18 protein-coding genes and 1 tRNA gene are annotated in these 17,503 nt (G+C 37.5%); 2 read left to right on the forward strand and 17 right to left on the reverse strand.

The features are described from left to right. Positions 1 to 240: 240 nt before the first annotated feature. The 8 genes from gap to ACIQLB_RS14290 form a co-directional block, all read right to left on the reverse strand. Positions 241 to 1,257, reverse strand: coding sequence for a type I glyceraldehyde-3-phosphate dehydrogenase (gene gap, locus ACIQLB_RS14255; protein WP_400726793.1), 1,017 nt, complete (start codon positions 1,255 to 1,257; stop codon positions 241 to 243). Positions 1,258 to 1,386: 129 nt separating this feature from the next. After that, entirely contained in the window at positions 1,387 to 2,415 is a 1,029-nt protein-coding gene (locus ACIQLB_RS14260; protein ID WP_400726795.1) for a sugar-binding transcriptional regulator, read from the reverse strand. Between the two features lie 567 nt (positions 2,416 to 2,982). Next, entirely contained in the window at positions 2,983 to 3,105 is a 123-nt protein-coding gene (locus ACIQLB_RS14265; RefSeq protein WP_263297453.1) for a hypothetical protein, read from the reverse strand. Positions 3,106 to 3,495: 390 nt separating this feature from the next. Further along, complete coding sequence (locus ACIQLB_RS14270; protein ID WP_400726798.1) at positions 3,496 to 4,104, reverse strand: FMN-binding negative transcriptional regulator; 609 nt, start codon at positions 4,102 to 4,104, stop codon at positions 3,496 to 3,498. Between the two features lie 17 nt (positions 4,105 to 4,121). Further along, complete coding sequence (locus tag ACIQLB_RS14275; RefSeq protein ID WP_400726801.1) at positions 4,122 to 4,358, reverse strand: glutaredoxin family protein; 237 nt, start codon at positions 4,356 to 4,358, stop codon at positions 4,122 to 4,124. A gap of 179 nt (positions 4,359 to 4,537) precedes the next feature. Further along, positions 4,538 to 6,814, reverse strand: coding sequence for a S9 family peptidase (locus tag ACIQLB_RS14280; protein WP_400726804.1), 2,277 nt, complete (start codon positions 6,812 to 6,814; stop codon positions 4,538 to 4,540). Positions 6,815 to 7,001: 187 nt separating this feature from the next. Next, positions 7,002 to 7,763 (reverse strand): TPM domain-containing protein, encoded by a 762-nt coding sequence (locus ACIQLB_RS14285; protein ID WP_400726807.1) that lies wholly within the window; start codon positions 7,761 to 7,763, stop codon positions 7,002 to 7,004. After that, positions 7,763 to 8,344: a LemA family protein gene (locus ACIQLB_RS14290; protein WP_400726810.1), complete on the reverse strand. Its 582-nt coding sequence runs from the start codon at positions 8,342 to 8,344 to the stop codon at positions 7,763 to 7,765. The genes ACIQLB_RS14285 and ACIQLB_RS14290 overlap by 1 nt, the downstream gene beginning before the upstream one ends. 196 nt (positions 8,345 to 8,540) lie before the next feature. Between ACIQLB_RS14290 and ACIQLB_RS14295 the strand changes: the two genes are divergently transcribed. After that, positions 8,541 to 9,155, forward strand: coding sequence for a spore coat protein (locus tag ACIQLB_RS14295; protein ID WP_400726813.1), 615 nt, complete (start codon positions 8,541 to 8,543; stop codon positions 9,153 to 9,155). Positions 9,156 to 9,221: 66 nt separating this feature from the next. Here ACIQLB_RS14295 and ACIQLB_RS14300 read toward each other — a convergent pair whose 3' ends face one another. The 4 genes from ACIQLB_RS14300 to ACIQLB_RS14315 all read right to left on the reverse strand — a co-directional run bounded on the left by ACIQLB_RS14300 (position 9,222) and on the right by ACIQLB_RS14315 (position 12,273). Then, a complete protein-coding gene (locus tag ACIQLB_RS14300) occupies positions 9,222 to 9,944 on the reverse strand; it encodes an amino acid ABC transporter ATP-binding protein (protein ID WP_400726816.1) in 723 nt (240 codons plus the stop codon). Beyond that, positions 9,941 to 10,645 carry an amino acid ABC transporter permease gene (locus tag ACIQLB_RS14305; RefSeq protein WP_400726818.1) on the reverse strand — a complete coding sequence of 235 codons (705 nt, stop codon included), beginning with the start codon at positions 10,643 to 10,645 and terminating at the stop codon, positions 9,941 to 9,943. The genes ACIQLB_RS14300 and ACIQLB_RS14305 overlap by 4 nt, the downstream gene beginning before the upstream one ends. A 250-nt stretch (positions 10,646 to 10,895) precedes the next feature. Beyond that, the gene (locus ACIQLB_RS14310; RefSeq protein WP_400726821.1) at positions 10,896 to 11,690 is read right to left on the reverse strand and encodes a basic amino acid ABC transporter substrate-binding protein; all 795 of its coding nucleotides are present in this window, start codon (positions 11,688 to 11,690) and stop codon (positions 10,896 to 10,898) included. Positions 11,691 to 12,198: 508 nt separating this feature from the next. After that, positions 12,199 to 12,273: transfer RNA gene (locus ACIQLB_RS14315), tRNA-Arg, on the reverse strand. 464 nt (positions 12,274 to 12,737) lie between these two features. Here ACIQLB_RS14315 and clpP point away from each other — a divergent pair. Continuing rightward, positions 12,738 to 13,319 (forward strand): ATP-dependent Clp endopeptidase proteolytic subunit ClpP, encoded by a 582-nt coding sequence (clpP, locus tag ACIQLB_RS14320; RefSeq protein WP_370048401.1) that lies wholly within the window; start codon positions 12,738 to 12,740, stop codon positions 13,317 to 13,319. A 154-nt stretch (positions 13,320 to 13,473) separates the two neighbouring features. Here clpP and ACIQLB_RS14325 read toward each other — a convergent pair whose 3' ends face one another. From ACIQLB_RS14325 to rapZ, 5 genes are all read right to left on the reverse strand, one after another. Beyond that, on the reverse strand, positions 13,474 to 13,677 hold the full coding sequence (locus ACIQLB_RS14325; RefSeq protein ID WP_400726824.1) for a hypothetical protein: 204 nt from the start codon (positions 13,675 to 13,677) through the stop codon (positions 13,474 to 13,476). Between the two features lie 462 nt (positions 13,678 to 14,139). Beyond that, positions 14,140 to 14,397: an HPr family phosphocarrier protein gene (locus ACIQLB_RS14330; protein ID WP_400726827.1), complete on the reverse strand. Its 258-nt coding sequence runs from the start codon at positions 14,395 to 14,397 to the stop codon at positions 14,140 to 14,142. A 200-nt stretch (positions 14,398 to 14,597) separates the two neighbouring features. Then, positions 14,598 to 15,545 (reverse strand): DNA-binding protein WhiA, encoded by a 948-nt coding sequence (gene whiA / locus ACIQLB_RS14335; RefSeq protein ID WP_400726830.1) that lies wholly within the window; start codon positions 15,543 to 15,545, stop codon positions 14,598 to 14,600. Between the two features lie 68 nt (positions 15,546 to 15,613). Further along, positions 15,614 to 16,597 (reverse strand): gluconeogenesis factor YvcK family protein, encoded by a 984-nt coding sequence (locus tag ACIQLB_RS14340; RefSeq protein WP_400726833.1) that lies wholly within the window; start codon positions 16,595 to 16,597, stop codon positions 15,614 to 15,616. 4 nt (positions 16,598 to 16,601) lie between these two features. After that, positions 16,602 to 17,495, reverse strand: a complete 894-nt coding sequence (gene rapZ, locus ACIQLB_RS14345; RefSeq protein WP_400726836.1) for an RNase adapter RapZ — start codon at positions 17,493 to 17,495, stop codon at positions 16,602 to 16,604. Between the last annotated feature and the right edge of the window lie 8 nt (positions 17,496 to 17,503).

Consider the following 17,503-nt stretch of genomic DNA (forward strand, 5'->3'; position numbering starts at 1 on the left):
TAGCAAAAGTCACGTTCTATGTCTTGCAATTGCATAACCAGTCATAATGGACTTCGCTTTTTGCATGTATTCAGCACGTATTCATCTTATATTACGTATAAAAAAGGAGTAAGGGTAAATTTCCCTTACTCCTTTTACCCTTGTATATTATATCTTTAAGATATTATAAAGGCTATACTTTTTGTGCGCAAAAAGCAGTATTATGTCACACTTTTTACTTGATTTTTCGAATTATGACACTTATTTAGTGTTTAACCCTTTTTCTGCGATATATAAAGCTAAGTCCATTAAACGAGTAGAGTAACCAATTTCGTTATCATACCATGCTAGAACTTTTACCATACTATTTTCTAATACCATTGTAGAAAGACCATCTACAGTTGAAGAGTTATGGTTACCATTGTAGTCAATTGAAACTAAAGGTAGTTCGTTGTATCCTAAAATGCCTTTAAGCTCGTTTTCTGAAGCTTCTTTTAGTACAGCATTAATGGATTCTTTTGTTACTTCTGATTTTAGCTCTACTACTAAGTCAACACATGAAACGTTTGGTGTTGGTACACGCATAGAGAAACCATCTAATTTACCTTTTAGTTGAGGTAATACTTTTGAAACTGCTACTGCTGCTCCTGTTGTTGTTGGAATCATTGACACTGCACCAGCACGTGCACGACGTGGATCAGAGTGCGGGAAGTCAAGGATACGTTGATCGTTTGTATAAGAGTGAATAGTCGTCATCATACCACGCGCAATACCGAATTTTTCATCAAGTATTTTTGCAACTGGCGCTAGACAGTTCGTTGTACAAGAAGCGTTTGAAATAACATCATCTGTTTCAGGGTTGTAATCCTCATGGTTAACACCCATTACAAACGTTGGCATTTCGCCCTTCGCTGGAGCCGAAAGAATAGCTTTTTTAGCACCTGCTTGAATGTGCTTTCCTACTTCTTCCATTGAGCGGAATCTACCTGTACATTCAAGTACTACATCAACACCTAACTCACCCCAAGGTAAATTAGCAGGATCTTTTTCTGCATATACTTTAATTTTTTTTCCATTTACTACGAAAGAATCGCCGTCTGCATAAACATCAGCATCGTAGATACCGTGTACTGAATCATAAGTTAATAAGTGTGCAAGCTGACCTGCATCAGTTAGGTCATTTACTGCAACCACTTCGAATTCATCGTGCTTCATAGCTTCACGAAATACTAATCGTCCAATACGTCCAAATCCATTAATCGCTAATTTTAATGCCATTGTCAATTCCTCCAATATTGTTTAAATAATTAATTTTGCCTCGGACATTTATAATATCCACAATTGGCTTTATTCTCATTCAGAGAGTGTTGTAGCACCCGCTGAAATACGAGTTCTGTAGTTAATTTATTAAGAAGATAAATTTTCGGCGATAGCCTTTGCGGCTACCTCATCCGTTATAAAAATGGTTTGCTTTGGCGCTACCTTAAAGTACGATAGCATTGCCTTCACTTTTTGTTTTCCAGCAGCAATTGCAATGACCTGCTTACTGCTTCGAACTTGCTCGAACTGAATACCGATTGTTCGAATTCGATGTACAATTTCGCCTTCTGCATTGAAATAATAGCCAAATGCTTCACTAACTGCACCCTTTTCTTCGAGTATCCGTAAATCTTCAGGCGATGAATTACGACGAACAGCCATTTCCTCTGCCGAGCCAATACCATGAATGACACAATCTGCATGATCATAATAATTCATCATTTCAGTTACCATTGGCTCTGTCAGCATTGCTTGATAAGCCTGCTCACTTAAATGCTCCGGTAAAAACAAGGTGCGATACTGTGCATCCATCTGCATGGCAAATGCTGAGACAAGTGTATTGGCTTGCATTTGCATTTCATGTCCAATACCTCCACGAGCAGCAACAAATGTGATGTTGCGTGGATCAGCAGGATGTAAAAATTGCGCGAGTGATGCAACCGACTTCCCACCAGTAACAGCTACTATTTGACCATCAAAGCTTGTTGACATAAATTGATGTGCTGCCTCTTTTCCAAGCAATGTTAATATTGTATCGTCTTCATTGTAATCACCTGGAACAACAATTACATGCTGGAAGCCGAAATGGTTTTCCAATGATTTAGCTAGCTGTGTAAGACCAGACCATTCATAGACTAGTGCTCGTAGCTTATCAATAACTACTTCACCTTCGTCTGTACATACCATACCCGACTTTTGAGAATCTAATAACCCTTGCTCGCGTAAAATATCTGTTTCTTTACGAATTTCTCGTTCAGTCATTTTAAGTGAATCTGCAAGTGTACGTCGCCCAATTGGCTGCATCAGCTGAACTGTTTGTAAAATACGATATCTCGATTGTAGAAGCGGATACATTTCTGGAAGTAGCCTTTGCTGTGCCTCAGGTACAGATAACATATTTATCTACTCCCTTTTTAATAGTAGTGGGTTATATTTTGTCCCACTATATAAAATTATGTCCCACTTACAATTTCATTATAATACTCTTTATAAATAATGTAAAGTAACAAAAAACTCGTTTAATTTACAATAAAGCCGTTTAAAAAATAATAAAATCGTTTAGTAAGAGGAAGAGTTATTAGACGTGAAATGAAGCTCTCAATTATTCTATGAAAACGTTGAATAAAATGGAGCCATTTTACATTTCATTCGTAATAATAGATAAGAATCTATCATAAAAATATTGACTTACATAAATAGGGAAGGGTTTCAAATTGAAGAATTCTATGAAAGCATTAGAATGTCCAAAATGTGGTGGTAAGGAATTGGGGAGGAAGCGGCTCGACGCTCGCCCACAGGAAGCTTTGCTCTGTACGAAAGCGAAGCGACAGCAACAAAGCGAGTAGCCTGGAACGGAAATCACCCTCATATAAAGAGCCAACGTTTACTAGATCTCTTAACCATTTGTATTTCAACATAAAAAACTCGTAACCAAATTGTCATGGCTACGAATTTTTTGTTAGCTTATTTTGTGAAAGATAAAATTGCGTTTTTCTTAAATCCGCCCAAAGCTTTTGTTGCTTCATTTTTATTTGTGTATTCAAAAATACGAACGTCCTTTTTCTCAAATACTGTAATAACCCACATTGTAAAATCTCCCTTCAACTATACGTTTTTGTAATATAACAATCACTAAAAATGTGATACTATTGATAAACTGTTTTATAACAACCTCTTACTGATTCCTATTCTACTCCTATTTTTTTAAAAATAAAGCCTAATGTGAAGGTCTTCACAAACTGTTCAAATTTTAAACGCTTACATTGAACAATTTGTGAATTGTAGTTATTACCGCTAAAGAATTGGGTAAAGCAAACAATCAATTATGCCGATGTTGGTCTCTCAAGCGTTTTCACACTTTTAGACTGAGTCCCTCTATTTCAGCGGATGTTTGGACATCAGCTGAAAGAAATTAAAAAATTCCGCTCCTTCCTCACTGCCACATACAGAGCAGGGGAAATACGGAATTTTTAGGATTCACTTATTGTTTTGCTTCATTAAACGAGCGATTTGCTGTTCATTGGTATGTTCGATTTCTTCTAATTTTTGAATCACTAATTGCTGTCTTTCATTAGAATGATTCTGACTTAACTTCTTCTTACCTTCCATACTTAAGATTTTTAATCTAAAGCCCTGAACTCCTATGTTTAGATTGCTTACAAGCTGCTCATCTACCTGAGTTAGACTATAAGTGCTGGTATGATGTTCATATTTTTTAATCATGTTGTTAAAGGAGGTCATTAATTCATCATCGTGTTCAATAAGCTCGATTTCTCCATAAACATGTACTGCTACATAATTCCATGTTGGGACAGCATGATTTGTTTCATACCATGAGGGAGATATGTAGCAATGTGGCCCATGAAATATTGCTAAAACCTGTTGATTCTCAATATCCTTCCATTGAGGATTACCTTTTGCAAAATGCCCAATTAAACAATCTTTTGTGTCATTCAACAATAACGGAAGATGTGTAGCAAAGGGCATTCCTTCGTGAGTCGAAAAGAGTGTTGCAAAACTGTTTTCCTGGATAACTTCTATCATCTCGGAAATATCCTTCATTTTAAAAGCCGCTGGTATGTACATAAGCAGATCCTCCTTTGTTATTCGCTACACAAATGCTCCATAAGTGTTGCGTAATCCAAATTGCCGTATTGTATCACTTGCCCATCCTTTTCCACTACCGGAATCATTAACATATACTTTTCATGTATGCTCTCATCTTCTTCAATATTAATAATTTCAATATCGAAATCTATATCTTCCTGTACTAGCTTTAATGTATGCAGTCCCTCTACACAAAGTCCACAATTATCTCGACTAAAAAATTTCACGTTCAATTACAGCACCTCCCTTAAGAGCTATTATAGCAAGATTGTGTGTAATGCCCCCTTACAAAAGCCACAACTGATTAGTCCTATCCCTAAAACAGCAAAGTTCTAGGGTGCATGGATTATTCTATTAGGCCTCTAGCTAGAAAAAACTGTGCAAGATACTTCCTGCACAGTCTTCTTTCATATTATTTTTTTAGATGGCTATCTAAGAATTTTAGCATTGCATTATAGAATTCAATGCTGTTTTCTTCATTATGGAAACCATGGCCTTCATTGTCCTTCAGCATGTATTCCACATCAACGCCTCTAGCACGTAATGCTTCAACGATTTGATCAGATTCAGCTTTGTTTACACGTGGATCATTTGCACCTTGAGCTACAAATAACGGTGTTTTAATTTTATCCACATGGAAGACAGGTGAAACGGCTGTTAATAGTTCTTTATCCTTCTCTGGATCGCCTACACGCTCATACCACATATTGCGCAATGTTTCCCAATATGGAGGAATTGTATTTAATAACGTAAAGATATTTGATACACCTACATAATCAACTGCTGCTGCATATAAATCCGGTGTGTAAGTGATACCAGCTAAAGTTGCATAACCTCCAAAGGATGCACCGTAAATTCCGATGCGTTTAGGGTCTGCAATACCTTGGTCGATTGCCCATTGTACGCCATCTGTAATATCATCTTGGATTTTTAGACCCCATTGTTTATAACCAGCCTCTAAAAACTCTTTTCCATAGCCAGTTGAAGTACGGAAATTCACCTGTAGTACTGCATAACCGCGGTTTGCTAGTAACTGTACCTCTGGGTTAAAGCCCCACGCATCGCGGTACCATGGACCACCGTGTGGATTGACGATAAGTGGCAGATTTTTAGCCTCTTTGTTTTTCGGTAATGTTAAATAACCGTTAATCGTTAAGCCGTCACGACTCTTATATGAAATTGGATGCATTTCTGCAAGCTCCTCTTGTTTTAACCAAGGGCTTAACGTCGCCAATTCTGTCATTTCATCTGTTGTTGAATCGTAGTAATAATATTTTCCGTAAACAGTGTCACTAGAAACGCTGACAATGAATTTTGTCATTTCTTTGTTGTAATCATTAATACCTAATTCACTTTCATGAACACCTAATTTGTTTTGAATTTTACGGAATAGTTTTTCAAAGTCCTCGTCAAAGAATTGATAATGTGTCTTATCTGATACATATGCACCGTACAATACTTTATCTTTCTCAGAACTATATAATACACCCGATACATCCACTTCTGAGTTGGACATAATTACTTCTTCTTTACCTTCTAAATCATATTTAACTACTTCTACTTTGTCTCTTCCTTTATTAGACTTCGCCAAAATATGTTTATTGTCTTTAGTGAAAGCAAGTGGCGTTACTTCATCCCCTTCTTCCATTTCAATAAATGGCTTGAATTCATCTTTCTCTGAATCTCGATATAGAACAGTGCCTACTACACCATCTGAAGCAACTGCCATACGTACATTTCCATCACGATCTGCTATCCAGCTAGTAATGTTACCTGGGTTTTTCGCAACATGTGTAGTTTCACCAGTCTTTAGGTTAAGCTTGTAGACATCAAAGACTTTTGCATCTTCTTTATTCATCATAATAAGGATTTCGTCTTTAACGCCTTTTAAGCTACTTAATAACCCTACTGTTACATTCGGATAAGGTGTTAAATCCTTTTCCTCATTACCATTAAATGTTGTTGAATAAATGTGGAAGTTTTCATCGCCACCTTTATCCTTTACATATAGTAAATTATTATCTTTCCAGAAGAATCCCCCAATATCACGATCCTTTGAATTAGATACACGTACTGGCTCGCTATCGTCATTCATTTTTTTTACGAAAACGTTTGAACGATTTTCCCATGCTGCAGTATAAGTAATGTAATTGCCATCTGGTGAAAGTTCATAGCCGACGTTTCCTGGATTTTTCATAAAATCTTCGACGGAAATTTCTTTCACGCCTTCATTATTGCTTACACCATTTTTCACATTTTTAGCATTGTTTAATATTTTGACTGCATCTTGTTTAGAAATCGTTTCACTATTTGACAGACCGTTAAATAAACCCAGCTTATTTGCTTTTTCTTGATACTCAGCAAGTGTTGCCTCTTTTTCCTCTTTATTTAAAGCTCTTACTAAAATACGTGCCGCTTCATCACGTTTAATATGGACACTTAAATCTTTTAATTCTTCGCCTTTTACCCACTGATCAATGATTTGCTGACGCATTGTCTCTGATCCATGTTGGAATGTTAGAGCTGTTACAGTTAAATTTAGAAACTCCTTAGCAGATAGACGTTCCTCTTTTACTTCTACTTGACTACTAGTTTCATTGGCAGCGCGCACTTCCTGCATAGATACTGGAATGACCGCAGATGTCGTTAAAATAACCGCTAATGATGCTGACAAAAACCTTCTTTTCAAAATAATTCCTCCTTATATCAGTACATGTTATATCGTTTGTCGATATAATTAAATTATAGCAATTTTACCCTTATTGTCAATTATTGATAATATTTTAACATAATTACCTTTTAAACCAATAAAAAAAGTGAACTGCAATGAGTTCACTTTTTAAATCAGAATAATTGCATCTTGATTCGGAAAGAAGTTAAAATTTCCGACTTGCTCCTCCACCAGCAGATGAGCCGCCTCCGAATCCTCCAAAGCCACCGCCCTTAGAGCCGCCACCTCCGAAACCGCCTGGAAAACCGCCACGTCCGCCACGTCCACCAGAACGAGGCCCGCCTCCTCTACCATTAGAAATAAATGTATAAACAATAAGTACGATAATAGCGATTAAAATAATCATCCACGTTGGCATTTTTTCATTGTCAGCTGTATTCTTAGGCATCTCTCCATCCCAATTGTACTCTTGCGCGACAGTTTGAAATACTTCAGCGTACGTAGCTTTAAATGCCTTATCAATCTCTCCAGCTCTTGCATTTGGATAAAACGCTGAATCCAAAATGCGCCCCAACTTGCCATCAGGTAATGCTCCTTCGAGACCTTGACCTACAGCAATGACGACATCATTATTGCCATCGCCCTGCCCAAACGTTGCCAAAATTAAAACACCATTATTTTTTTTTGCATCGCCAATGCCCCATGAACGAATCATTTTTGTTGCATACATTTTTGGTTCTTCTCCGTTAATATTATCTATGGTTACGACCATAATTTCGGCTCCTGTACCTTTGTCTAGCTGCTCTGAATAATGATTGAGCTCTTCTTTCATAGATGAAGATAAAACATTAGCAAAATCATGAATATACGTATTTTTCATCGGTGTCGGCATTGAGGCATCTGCCATTCTTATAGATAAAATAAACATGATACCAACAATAGCAAGTTGGATTATCAACCGTTTCATTATTGTTTACCTGAACTGCCAAAATCTATAGATGGTGCCTTTTCAGCACCCGCAGCTGCTTTAAAGTATTCTTTCTGCTCAAAACCAAACATCCCTGCAATTAAATTGCCTGGGAAACGTTTGACCGTTTTATTAAAAGCCTGCACTTCATTGTTGTAGTCTTCTCGAGCAACAGCTAAGCGATTTTCTGTCCCAGCTAATTCATCCATTAATTGACGGAAATTTGCATCTGCCTTTAAATTCGGATAGTTTTCTACGACTACTAGCAATCGACTAAGTGCTCCGGTCAATGCATCATTGGCAACCGCCTGTTCCTTTGGACTATGTGCACTTCCCATTTGCGCTCGTGCCTCTGTAATGCTAGCGATCACTTCTTTCTCATGGTTGGCATATCCTTTTACTGATTCTACCAAGTTCGGAATCAAATCGTAGCGACGCTGTAGCTGATTTTCAACCTGAGCCCATTTCGAATCAACGCTTTCCTCGGCCGTTACAAGGCTATTGTATTTTGGAATAAATAGTAAGGCCAATACAACTAAAATAATAACGATAATTCCTATAGGTCCAAATATTTTTTTCAATTTTAAAACCTCCTTCGCTTTCTTTTAGCTATCATCCACATTTTGGTGATAAGCCTTTCATTATTCTTACCACTAATGTGCAGCAAAAAAACATCTCTATTCTACATATATGCAAGTGCATTAATACCGTATGAAATTTTTCTAACGTGCCATACTTAATACTGTAACAAACTATGATATTTAGGAGGCGCTTTTTTTGACACAATCGTTTCAAAACGAATCATCAAATCAAACATCATTCAACCAACAACAAAGCCCAAATCATGGTGGACATGAGCAAATGGACTTGCATGAAACAATCGGTGCAATCATTGCTTGTATGAATCAATCCATTGTTTTACGTCCACAGGTTAAGGACACAGAGTTGCTTAGCATTTTGGATCGTCAATATAATTTCACATTAGGTATGTATAACACTATTGTGGAATCTTATAACACAGGTCATGATCCATCTGTTCCTACAGGTCGCTATCAAATGGAGACAGGAAATAATTTTAAATATGGAATAAAACCTGGCCAACCTAAAAAGCCGATGCAAAATGCTAATGAGCTCAATGATGAAGCTATTTCTGGCTTCTTACTTGGCGCTCAAAAAGGTGTGGCAAAAGGTATGACTGCTTCAGCAACAGAAACTACAAACCCTGTTGTCCGACGTGTTGTTGCAGATAGTATTCCCAACTGCATTGAAATGGCATACGAATTATCTATTTACCAAAATATGCATGGCTATTATCAAGTACCTCAATTTTCTCAACAAGATATGCAAACGATGCTTAATGCATACGGCACTACAACAAATCCCCTTCATTAATGATAAAAAACAAGAGCAGTCCCATATGTGGTGCAATATCACAAGGGACTGCTCTTATTTAATGAACTATAAAACTTTTCCTAAAAATGCTTTTGTTCGTTCATTTTGTGGATTACTAAAAATATCCTGAGGAGTTCCCTCTTCGACAATATAGCCACCATCCATAAAGACAACACGATCTCCAACTTCACGGGCAAAGCCCATTTCATGTGTTACTACTATCATGGTCATACCTTCAGCCGCTAAATTTTTCATTACATCTAAAACTTCTTTTACCATTTCGGGGTCTAGTGCCGAAGTAGGCTCATCAAATAAAATAGCTTTTGGTTTCATCGCTAAAGCACGGGCAATGGCAACGCGTTGTTGCTGACCACCTGAAAGCTGCTCAGGATAGTTATAAGCCTTACTATCAAGACCGACTTTTTTCAGCAGCTCATGTCCAAGTGATTCTGCTTCTGTCCTACTCATTTTTCGGATTTGCATTGGAGCCATCGTGACATTATCTATGACTGTCATATGCGGGAATAAATTAAATTGTTGAAACACCATGCCTACTTCTGCACGAATAGCATTAATATTTGTTTTTGGCTCGTTAATCTTCACATTCTCGATATAAATTGCACCATCTGTTACTTCTTCTAGCATATTGATGCAACGTAAAAACGTACTTTTACCTGAGCCTGATGGACCTATAACACAGACAACTTGCTTTTCCTGTATTTCATAATCAATGCCCTTTAACACTTCTAGTTTGCCAAAATATTTGTGTAAATTCTCAATTTTAATCATCGTGCTTCCCGCCCTTCTGCCTTACGAGGGACATAGCTATTACTAAGTCGTTTTTCGACAAACGCTACAATCTTTGTTACTCCATACGTTAAAATTAAATAGAGTAACGCTGCAACTATATATGGTTCCCAAAAACGGTAGCTAGCTCCGGCCACGATCTTACTTGCATATAAAATATCCGGTGCCGCAATAACAGTTACTAAAGATGAGTCTTTTAATAAAGCAATAAATTCATTACCTAACGGCGGAATCATACGTCTAAAAGCTTGTGGCAAAATAACTTTTCGCATCGCTTGGTTATGTGTTAAGCCAAGAGAACGAGCTGCCTCCATTTGCCCTTTAGCAATACTTTGAATACCCGCGCGGAAAATTTCTGCATTATATGCCGCACAGTTTAAAATAAGCGCAGTAATCCCTGAAACCATATAGCCTAATGAATGTCCAAAAATGGTCGGTATCAACGCTAAGTGAATTAATAAAATTTGTACGAGCATCGGTGTACCACGGAATAAATCTACATATAGTTTACATGGCCAATAAACCCATTTTCTAGTTGATAATTTTCCAAGTCCTAAAAATAGCCCTAAAAGGATTCCGCCAAAATAACCACTAAGTGTTAAAATTAGCGTCACACCAATACCACGTATAAACATATCTCGGTAGTTCCAGACTATGTCCCAGCGTAAGTCAAAGATGTCCATCCGAAAACCCCACTTCCCCTTTTAAAAATTAAATGAGGAGTTGCCTAAAAAGTCCTTCATCAGAAATCTAGCATATTTGTAAATAGTAAAAATCCGCTTCAGTATGCTCCTGTCGCAAAATCAGTTTTACAACCCTCTCTGCTACGTTTCGCCCTCTTTTTCACGTAGGAGTCTACACGGATTTTTACCTTATATCAATATATAGAATTTCTTTATTTCTTTTAGGACAGCCCCATCATGTAGACGTTTATTACTTAAGGTCTTTACCTGTAATTTCTTTATATTTACCGTTCTCTTTAATTTTTTTCAGACCTTCATTTAATTTGTTTAAAAGTTCAGTATTCCCCTTCTGAACCATAAATCCATAGTATTCTTTTTCAAATGCATCATCTTCGATTACTTTAAGCTTCTCTGTTGGATGAGCTTTGATATATTCATAAACTACCGCATTATCACCAATCGTAGCATCCACGTTACCATTTAGCATTTCTTTGATAGCAACCGGCTGATTTTCAAACGCCATAATATTTGGACTTGAATCACCTTGTAGCTTTTTCGCAGCTTCATGACCTGTAGCATTAATTTGTACTGAAATCTTTTTATCCTTTAAATCAGCTAATGATTTAATCTTGGAATCTTCTTTTACAACGATTAATAATTGAGATTCATAATATGGCTCTGTAAAGTCAAACGTTTCTTTACGCTTTTTATTAATAGAGATTCCTGCTGCACCAATATCTGTTTCCCCATTTTTAATAGTTTGGAAGACAGGCTCCCAGCCAATATTTTGCCACTCTACTTCAAAGCCCATTTCATCTGCAATCGCCTGCAAAATATCGAAATCTAATCCTACAATATTTCCTTTATCGTCAAGCGATTCGAATGGTGCAAATGTCGCTTCTGTTCCTACTTTATAAACTTTCTTACTATTTCCATCTTCGGATGGCACGTTACCTGACGATGTCTTGTCTTTTGCACCACACCCAGCTAGAACTAGTACAAATGCTGCTACAACTACCAGTAACATAGATAAACTTCTTTTCATAGCTACTCCCCCTATTTCAATATTTCCCGAAACACAATTAATATTTCTACCAATTCGGAAATTTTAGACTATTAGGTCAATTATAGTAACATTATTCTTTTTAGACAATAACATTTTGCATAAAAGTAATTGTTTTTTCATAAAAATTTATTCCATTTGGATTATCTAGAATAAAGCGGTATTAAAAAATGAAAATAGCACCAATTATGAATATTTATACATTCACAATCGATGCTAAAGTTAGATGTATTTTTTTGCAAAAAAAAAAGAATCCCCTCAGATAGGATTCTTTTTTTCGACTAGTATCACTAGTCTTCACGTACGGTATGTTCACTAAAAAATAATTTGGAGTTGTTGCTTTTTAAAAGATTTGAAAGGAACAAATGCGGGAATAATGCCTACTAGGAAACATTCCCATTATTTACCCTCTCTTTTCCCCACTAAGCAGGCTGCTAAACTACTTATTAGGAGAATTGAGTTATAACAGTATATCAAATAATCAGTAAAATGGCGCCCTCGGAGGGAATCGAACCCCCAGTGCAAGAACCGGAATCTTACGTGTTATCCATTACACCACGAGGGCAATTGAACACAAAAAAAAAGTACTCACCCTAGGCTTTACGAAAAGCATGATGTAGATAACCCTCATTTGAAGCATACCTGACAAAATAGTGTACTGTACTTTAACTTATGTGACCTTACCAATTATACAAACGTATTGCCCATAATTCAACTATAGAATGCAAAACATTTAAATTTTTTTTATCTTCATCCAGTAAGTGTAAAAACACCTACTGAAATAAAGGCACTCAGGCTAAGAATTTCACATCCTAAGAAAGCACCTGCGTGTCCAACATTGTTTATCTGAGCGAAAGCGATGCGACAGCTACAATTAAGCCAAGATAAAATTATTTTAATTTATTTCACTTTAACAGGGTTAATATTTGACCTTCCCTGACTATAATGTGTATGATAAGAATACAGCTGAAATACAATGGAAGTTTTCAGCAAAAGTATTCGAATTTAGTTTTCTAAGGAGGATTTAACATGAATTTAATTCCTACAGTTATTGAACAAACAAGTCGCGGTGAACGTGCGTATGACATCTATTCACGACTACTTAAAGACCGTATTATCCTATTAGGAAGCGCAATTGACGACAACGTTGCTAACTCAATTGTTGCTCAACTTCTATTCCTACAAGCAGAAGATCCAGAAAAAGATATCTTTCTTTACATTAACTCACCAGGTGGATCTATCACTGCTGGTATGGCAATTTATGACACAATGCAAATTATCAAGCCACAAGTACAAACAATTTGTATTGGAATGGCAGCATCTATGGGTGCTTTCCTACTTGCTGCTGGTGAACCTGGTAAACGTTTCGCATTACCAAATGCTGAAGTAATGATTCACCAACCTCTTGGCGGTGCACAAGGTCAGGCAACTGAAATTGAAATCGCTGCAAAACGTATTTTATTCTTACGTGAAAAATTAAATGGTATTTTATCAGAACGCACTGGTCAACCACTTGAAGTCATTGCAAGAGATACAGACCGCGATAACTTCATGACTGCTGAGCGTGCAAAAGAATACGGCTTAATCGACCAAATTATGGATCGTAAATAAAAAGATTAAAGGCATCCCAGATTTATTTCTGAGATGCCTTTTTTTGTTCGACTTCAAATTTATGTATGGTTTGATGGGGCTATCCTTCACTTTGGTTGTTCTATCCACGACTTTGGCTTTTCTATCCATCATTTTGACGTTTCTATCCGTCGCTCTAGCCTTTCTTTCCATCGCTCTGACTCTTCTTTCCGTCGCTCTGACTCTTCTTTCCGTCGCTCTGACTCTTCTTTCCGTCGCTCTGGCCTTTCTTTCCATCGCTCTGACTCTTCTTTCCGTCGCTCTGACTCTTCTTTCCGTCGCTCTGACTCTTCTTTCCGTCGGCTGCTCTTCTTTCCGTCGCTCTGGCCTTTCTTTCCATCGCTCTGACCTTTCTTTCCGTCGGCTGCTCTTCTTTCCGTCGCTCTGACACTTCTTTCCGTCGCTCTGACTCTTCTTTCCGTCGCTCTGGCCTTTCTTTCCTTCGGCAGCTCTTCTTTCCGTCGCTCTGACCTTTCTTTCCATCGCTCTGACTCTTCTTTCCATCGCTCTGACTCTTCTTTCCGTCGCTCTGGCCTTTCTTTCCGTCGTTCTGACACTTCTTTCCGTCGCTCTGACTCTTCTTTCCGTCGGCAGCTCTTCTTTCCGTCGCTCTGGCCTTTCTTTCCGTCGTTCTGACACTTCTTTCCGTCGGCTGCTCTTCTTTCCGTCGCTTCGATCATTGAAGCGCGGGCGTTCGCTATTATTTTAAATTAAATGACAGGACCTATTTTCTGTGCAAAAGCGCAAAAAAACTGCCCAACATAAGTTTTACTGTTTGGACAGTCTTTGCATTATAAGTTTTTTAATCTTCTTTTTCGATTAGTGCTGCTAATGCTGTAACCGCTTGCTCAGCATCGTTGCCATCGCCACTAAGTACGACCTCAGTTCCTTTTGCAATGGCTAAGCTCATAACACCCATAATGGACTTAGCATTTACTTTTTTCTCTTCTTTCTCAAGAAAGATATCTGCGCTAAAACGATTGGCTTCTTGTACAAATAGCGCTGCTTGTCTAGCTTGTAGTCCTAATTTTAATTTTACATGGACTCTTCTCTCGGTCATTCTTAAAACTCTCCTTTACTACCGTTCATCTATTATTTTTATCTTACCTTACTTACTAGCAAAAGAACAATACGCTAATCAATTTTACCTCGGCATAATTGCGTCCGGAATCGGCTTTGTGTTCACAAAGAACTCCTTTCCGATTCCGTGACACCCGCTGAAAGTTTAACATCACATTCATACCTGAAAAGTATGAAAATTCAACCACCAATTTTTTCTCCGCTTCTTAATGCATCGGCAATCTCATCGATTTTCCGTAATCGATGATTGACACCTGATTTACTAACCGTCCCACTTGATACCATTTCGCCAAGTTCTTTTAGCGTTACATCTTGATATTCTACTCGTAATCGTGCAATTTCACGAAGTTTTTCAGGCAATTGATCTAGTCCTATTGCATTTTCAATAAATCGGATATTCTCTACCTGACGTAATGCTGCACCTATTGTTTTATTTAAGTTCGCTGTTTCACAGTTAACAATGCGATTAACACTATTTCTCATGTCTCGCAATATCCGAACGTCTTCGAACTTCATCATTGCTTGATGAGCTCCAACAATATTAAGGAAATCAGAAATTTTTTCCGCTTCTTTTAAATAAGTAACAAAGCCTTTTTTTCGTTCAATTGTTTTTGCATTTAGCTCAAATTCATTCATCAAATCCATTAAAGCCTCGCCATGCTCTTTATATAATGAATAAATTTCTAAATGGTAGGCTGATGTTTCTGGATTGTTGACAGAGCCACCCGCTAAAAATGCGCCTCGTAAATACGCTCTTTTTTGACCACTCTTTTTAATGAGCTCCCGAGAAATAGTATGATTAAATTGAAAGTCGTCTGAGATGATTTCTAAATCAATTAGTAGCTCTCGCGCACCCTCTCTTACACGGCAAATGTATACGTTATTTTTTTTCAAACGCATCTTTTTTCTAACAAGTAACTCTACATTATACGGATACAGCTTTTTCATAATCGTATAAAGCCTTCTTGCGATTGCAGCGTTTTCAGTTTGTACGTCTAAGCTTAACTGTTTATTAGCAAAGGATAATGAACCATTCATACGAATTAGGGCAGATACTTCTGCTTTCATACAATGATTGTCCGCTTCTATTTGAGTTAATTCCTTTTTCGTTTCAGAAGCAAAAGACATATCACGCCCTCCTTTCAACCTTTTGTTCTTCTATGTATATGTCCATCTTATCATATACAATAAGTGCTTTATAATTCACTAACTTCTTGTTCATAGATATTCGCGTAATCTACAAGCCATTTTGCAACGTTTGCCGCATTATGACGAACCGTCCCATCTGGGCGAATCGTGGCAATATCCCGTTTAATAACCTCTAATCCCATACTTTCGAGCTTTGCAACGTCAAATGTTACTGGCTCAGCATACTCTTCCATATAAAGCTCTTTTACAGGATGAGGGAGTTTTACATTATTCACTAAAATGGAATCAATGAAGGAGTCTCCAACATGCTTGTATAAAGCTTTAACATGATCACCTGCTGTATAGGATATGGTTTCACCTTTTTGAGTCATTAAATTACATACGTAAATTTTTCTCCCTCTAGCCTTAACAACAGCTTCCCCAATTTCTTTTACAAGAAGGTTTGGAATAATGCTTGTATATAAACTTCCTGGACCAATTAAAATATAGTCAGCACGATTGATTGCTCGAATAGCTTCTGGTAACGGTTTCACATTTTCAGGCACTAAAAAAACTCGACTAATTCGTTCTTTAGCCATAGGAATTTTAGATTCACCTTCAATGATTGAACCGTCCTCAAGCTCTGCATGTAAATTTATCTTTTTATTAGCTGCTGGTATGACACGGCCATGAACCTTTAATACTTTGCCCATTTCACTAATAGCATGGTTAAAGTCCCCAGTAATATCTGTTAAAGCAGTCAGCATTAAATTCCCCAATGAATGACCACGTAAATCTTCCGATGCTGAAAATCGATATTGAAACATTTGCTCTACAAGCGGTTCAACATCCGATAACGCCGCAATCACATTGCGGACATCACCAGGTGGTGGAATATCATAGTCATCTCGTAAACGTCCTGAAGAACCACCATCATCTGCTACTGTCACAATTGCAGTAATATCAAATGGGTGGTGCTTAAGCCCTCGTAATAATGTAGAAAGCCCTGTACCACCACCAATTACAACAAGCTTTGTTCGCTTCTTTCCCATTCACTCAATCCTTTCTACGATTGATGTCACGATGCGTAATAACCGTATTTTCCTTTCCAGCTAAATATGCACCAAAATACTCTGCTAATGTTACCGAACGATGCTGCCCGCCAGTACATCCAAAAGCAATGACAAGTTGTGATTTGCCCTCTTGTCTATAGAGCGGAATCATAAATTCAAACAAATCCGTTAGTTTTTGAATGAGAGTTTGCGTATCTTCAAGTGCCAGAACATAAGAAGATACCTCAGTTTGTAACCCCGTTATATGGCGTAGCTCTTCTACATAATATGGGTTTTTTAAAAAACGGACATCAAATACTAAGTCGGCATCAATCGGCATACCATGCTTAAATCCAAAAGACAAAATATTCACTGAGAAAATATTGTCAGCATCACTGGCAAATTCTTTAGCTATTTTTTCACGTAGCTCTTTAGGCTTCATATTAGATGTATTATAGACAAATTTAGCGCGACCCTTTACTTCTGATAAAAGCTTACGTTCTTGTTTAATGCCATCTAATGGCAAACCATTTACAGCTAATGGATGTGCACGTCTTGTTTCTTTATAACGTCTAACTAAAGCTGCATCATCTGCATCTAAAAATAAAATTCGTGCAACTATATCGCCTTCTTTAAGTATATGATCGAGGGCGCCAATAAGAGAAGCAAAAAAGTCGCCACCACGCATATCCATGACAGCTGCTATACGTGTAATATTTTTACCCGAATCCCTTAGTAGGGTTAAAAATGTTGTGAGTAACGCTGGTGGTAAATTATCAATACAGTAATACCCTAAATCCTCAAAGCTCTGAATAGCTACTGTTTTCCCAGCTCCAGACATTCCTGTAATAATAACCAATTCATGTGTACCTTTTGGGCCTTCAACCACCACTGTCATCCAGCTCC

This window comes from Lysinibacillus sp. NPDC092081 (assembly GCF_044755845.1).
GTDB lineage: Bacteria > Bacillota > Bacilli > Bacillales_A > Planococcaceae > Lysinibacillus.

Bases quoted from the DNA above. Each gene is read 5' to 3' on its own strand.
- ACIQLB_RS14330 (WP_400726827.1), bottom strand. From the start codon at position 14,397: ATGACCGAGAGAAGAGTCCATGTAAAATTAAAATTAGGACTACAAGCT.
- ACIQLB_RS14260 (WP_400726795.1), bottom strand. From the start codon at position 2,415: ATGTTATCTGTACCTGAGGCACAGCAAAGGCTACTTCCAGAAATGTAT.
- ACIQLB_RS14340 (WP_400726833.1), bottom strand. From the start codon at position 16,597: ATGGGAAAGAAGCGAACAAAGCTTGTTGTAATTGGTGGTGGTACAGGG.
- whiA (WP_400726830.1), bottom strand. From the start codon at position 15,545: ATGTCTTTTGCTTCTGAAACGAAAAAGGAATTAACTCAAATAGAAGCG.
- clpP (WP_370048401.1), top strand. From the start codon at position 12,738: ATGAATTTAATTCCTACAGTTATTGAACAAACAAGTCGCGGTGAACGT.
- rapZ (WP_400726836.1), bottom strand. From the start codon at position 17,495: ATGACAGTGGTGGTTGAAGGCCCAAAAGGTACACATGAATTGGTTATT.
- ACIQLB_RS14270 (WP_400726798.1), bottom strand. From the start codon at position 4,104: ATGTACATACCAGCGGCTTTTAAAATGAAGGATATTTCCGAGATGATA.
- ACIQLB_RS14310 (WP_400726821.1), bottom strand. From the start codon at position 11,690: ATGAAAAGAAGTTTATCTATGTTACTGGTAGTTGTAGCAGCATTTGTA.
- ACIQLB_RS14300 (WP_400726816.1), bottom strand. From the start codon at position 9,944: ATGATTAAAATTGAGAATTTACACAAATATTTTGGCAAACTAGAAGTG.
- ACIQLB_RS14285 (WP_400726807.1), bottom strand. From the start codon at position 7,763: ATGAAACGGTTGATAATCCAACTTGCTATTGTTGGTATCATGTTTATT.
- ACIQLB_RS14305 (WP_400726818.1), bottom strand. From the start codon at position 10,645: ATGGACATCTTTGACTTACGCTGGGACATAGTCTGGAACTACCGAGAT.
- ACIQLB_RS14265 (WP_263297453.1), bottom strand. From the start codon at position 3,105: ATGTGGGTTATTACAGTATTTGAGAAAAAGGACGTTCGTATTTTTGAA.
- ACIQLB_RS14325 (WP_400726824.1), bottom strand. From the start codon at position 13,677: ATGGAAAGAAAGGCCAGAGCGACGGAAAGAAGAGCAGCCGACGGAAAG.
- gap (WP_400726793.1), bottom strand. From the start codon at position 1,257: ATGGCATTAAAATTAGCGATTAATGGATTTGGACGTATTGGACGATTA.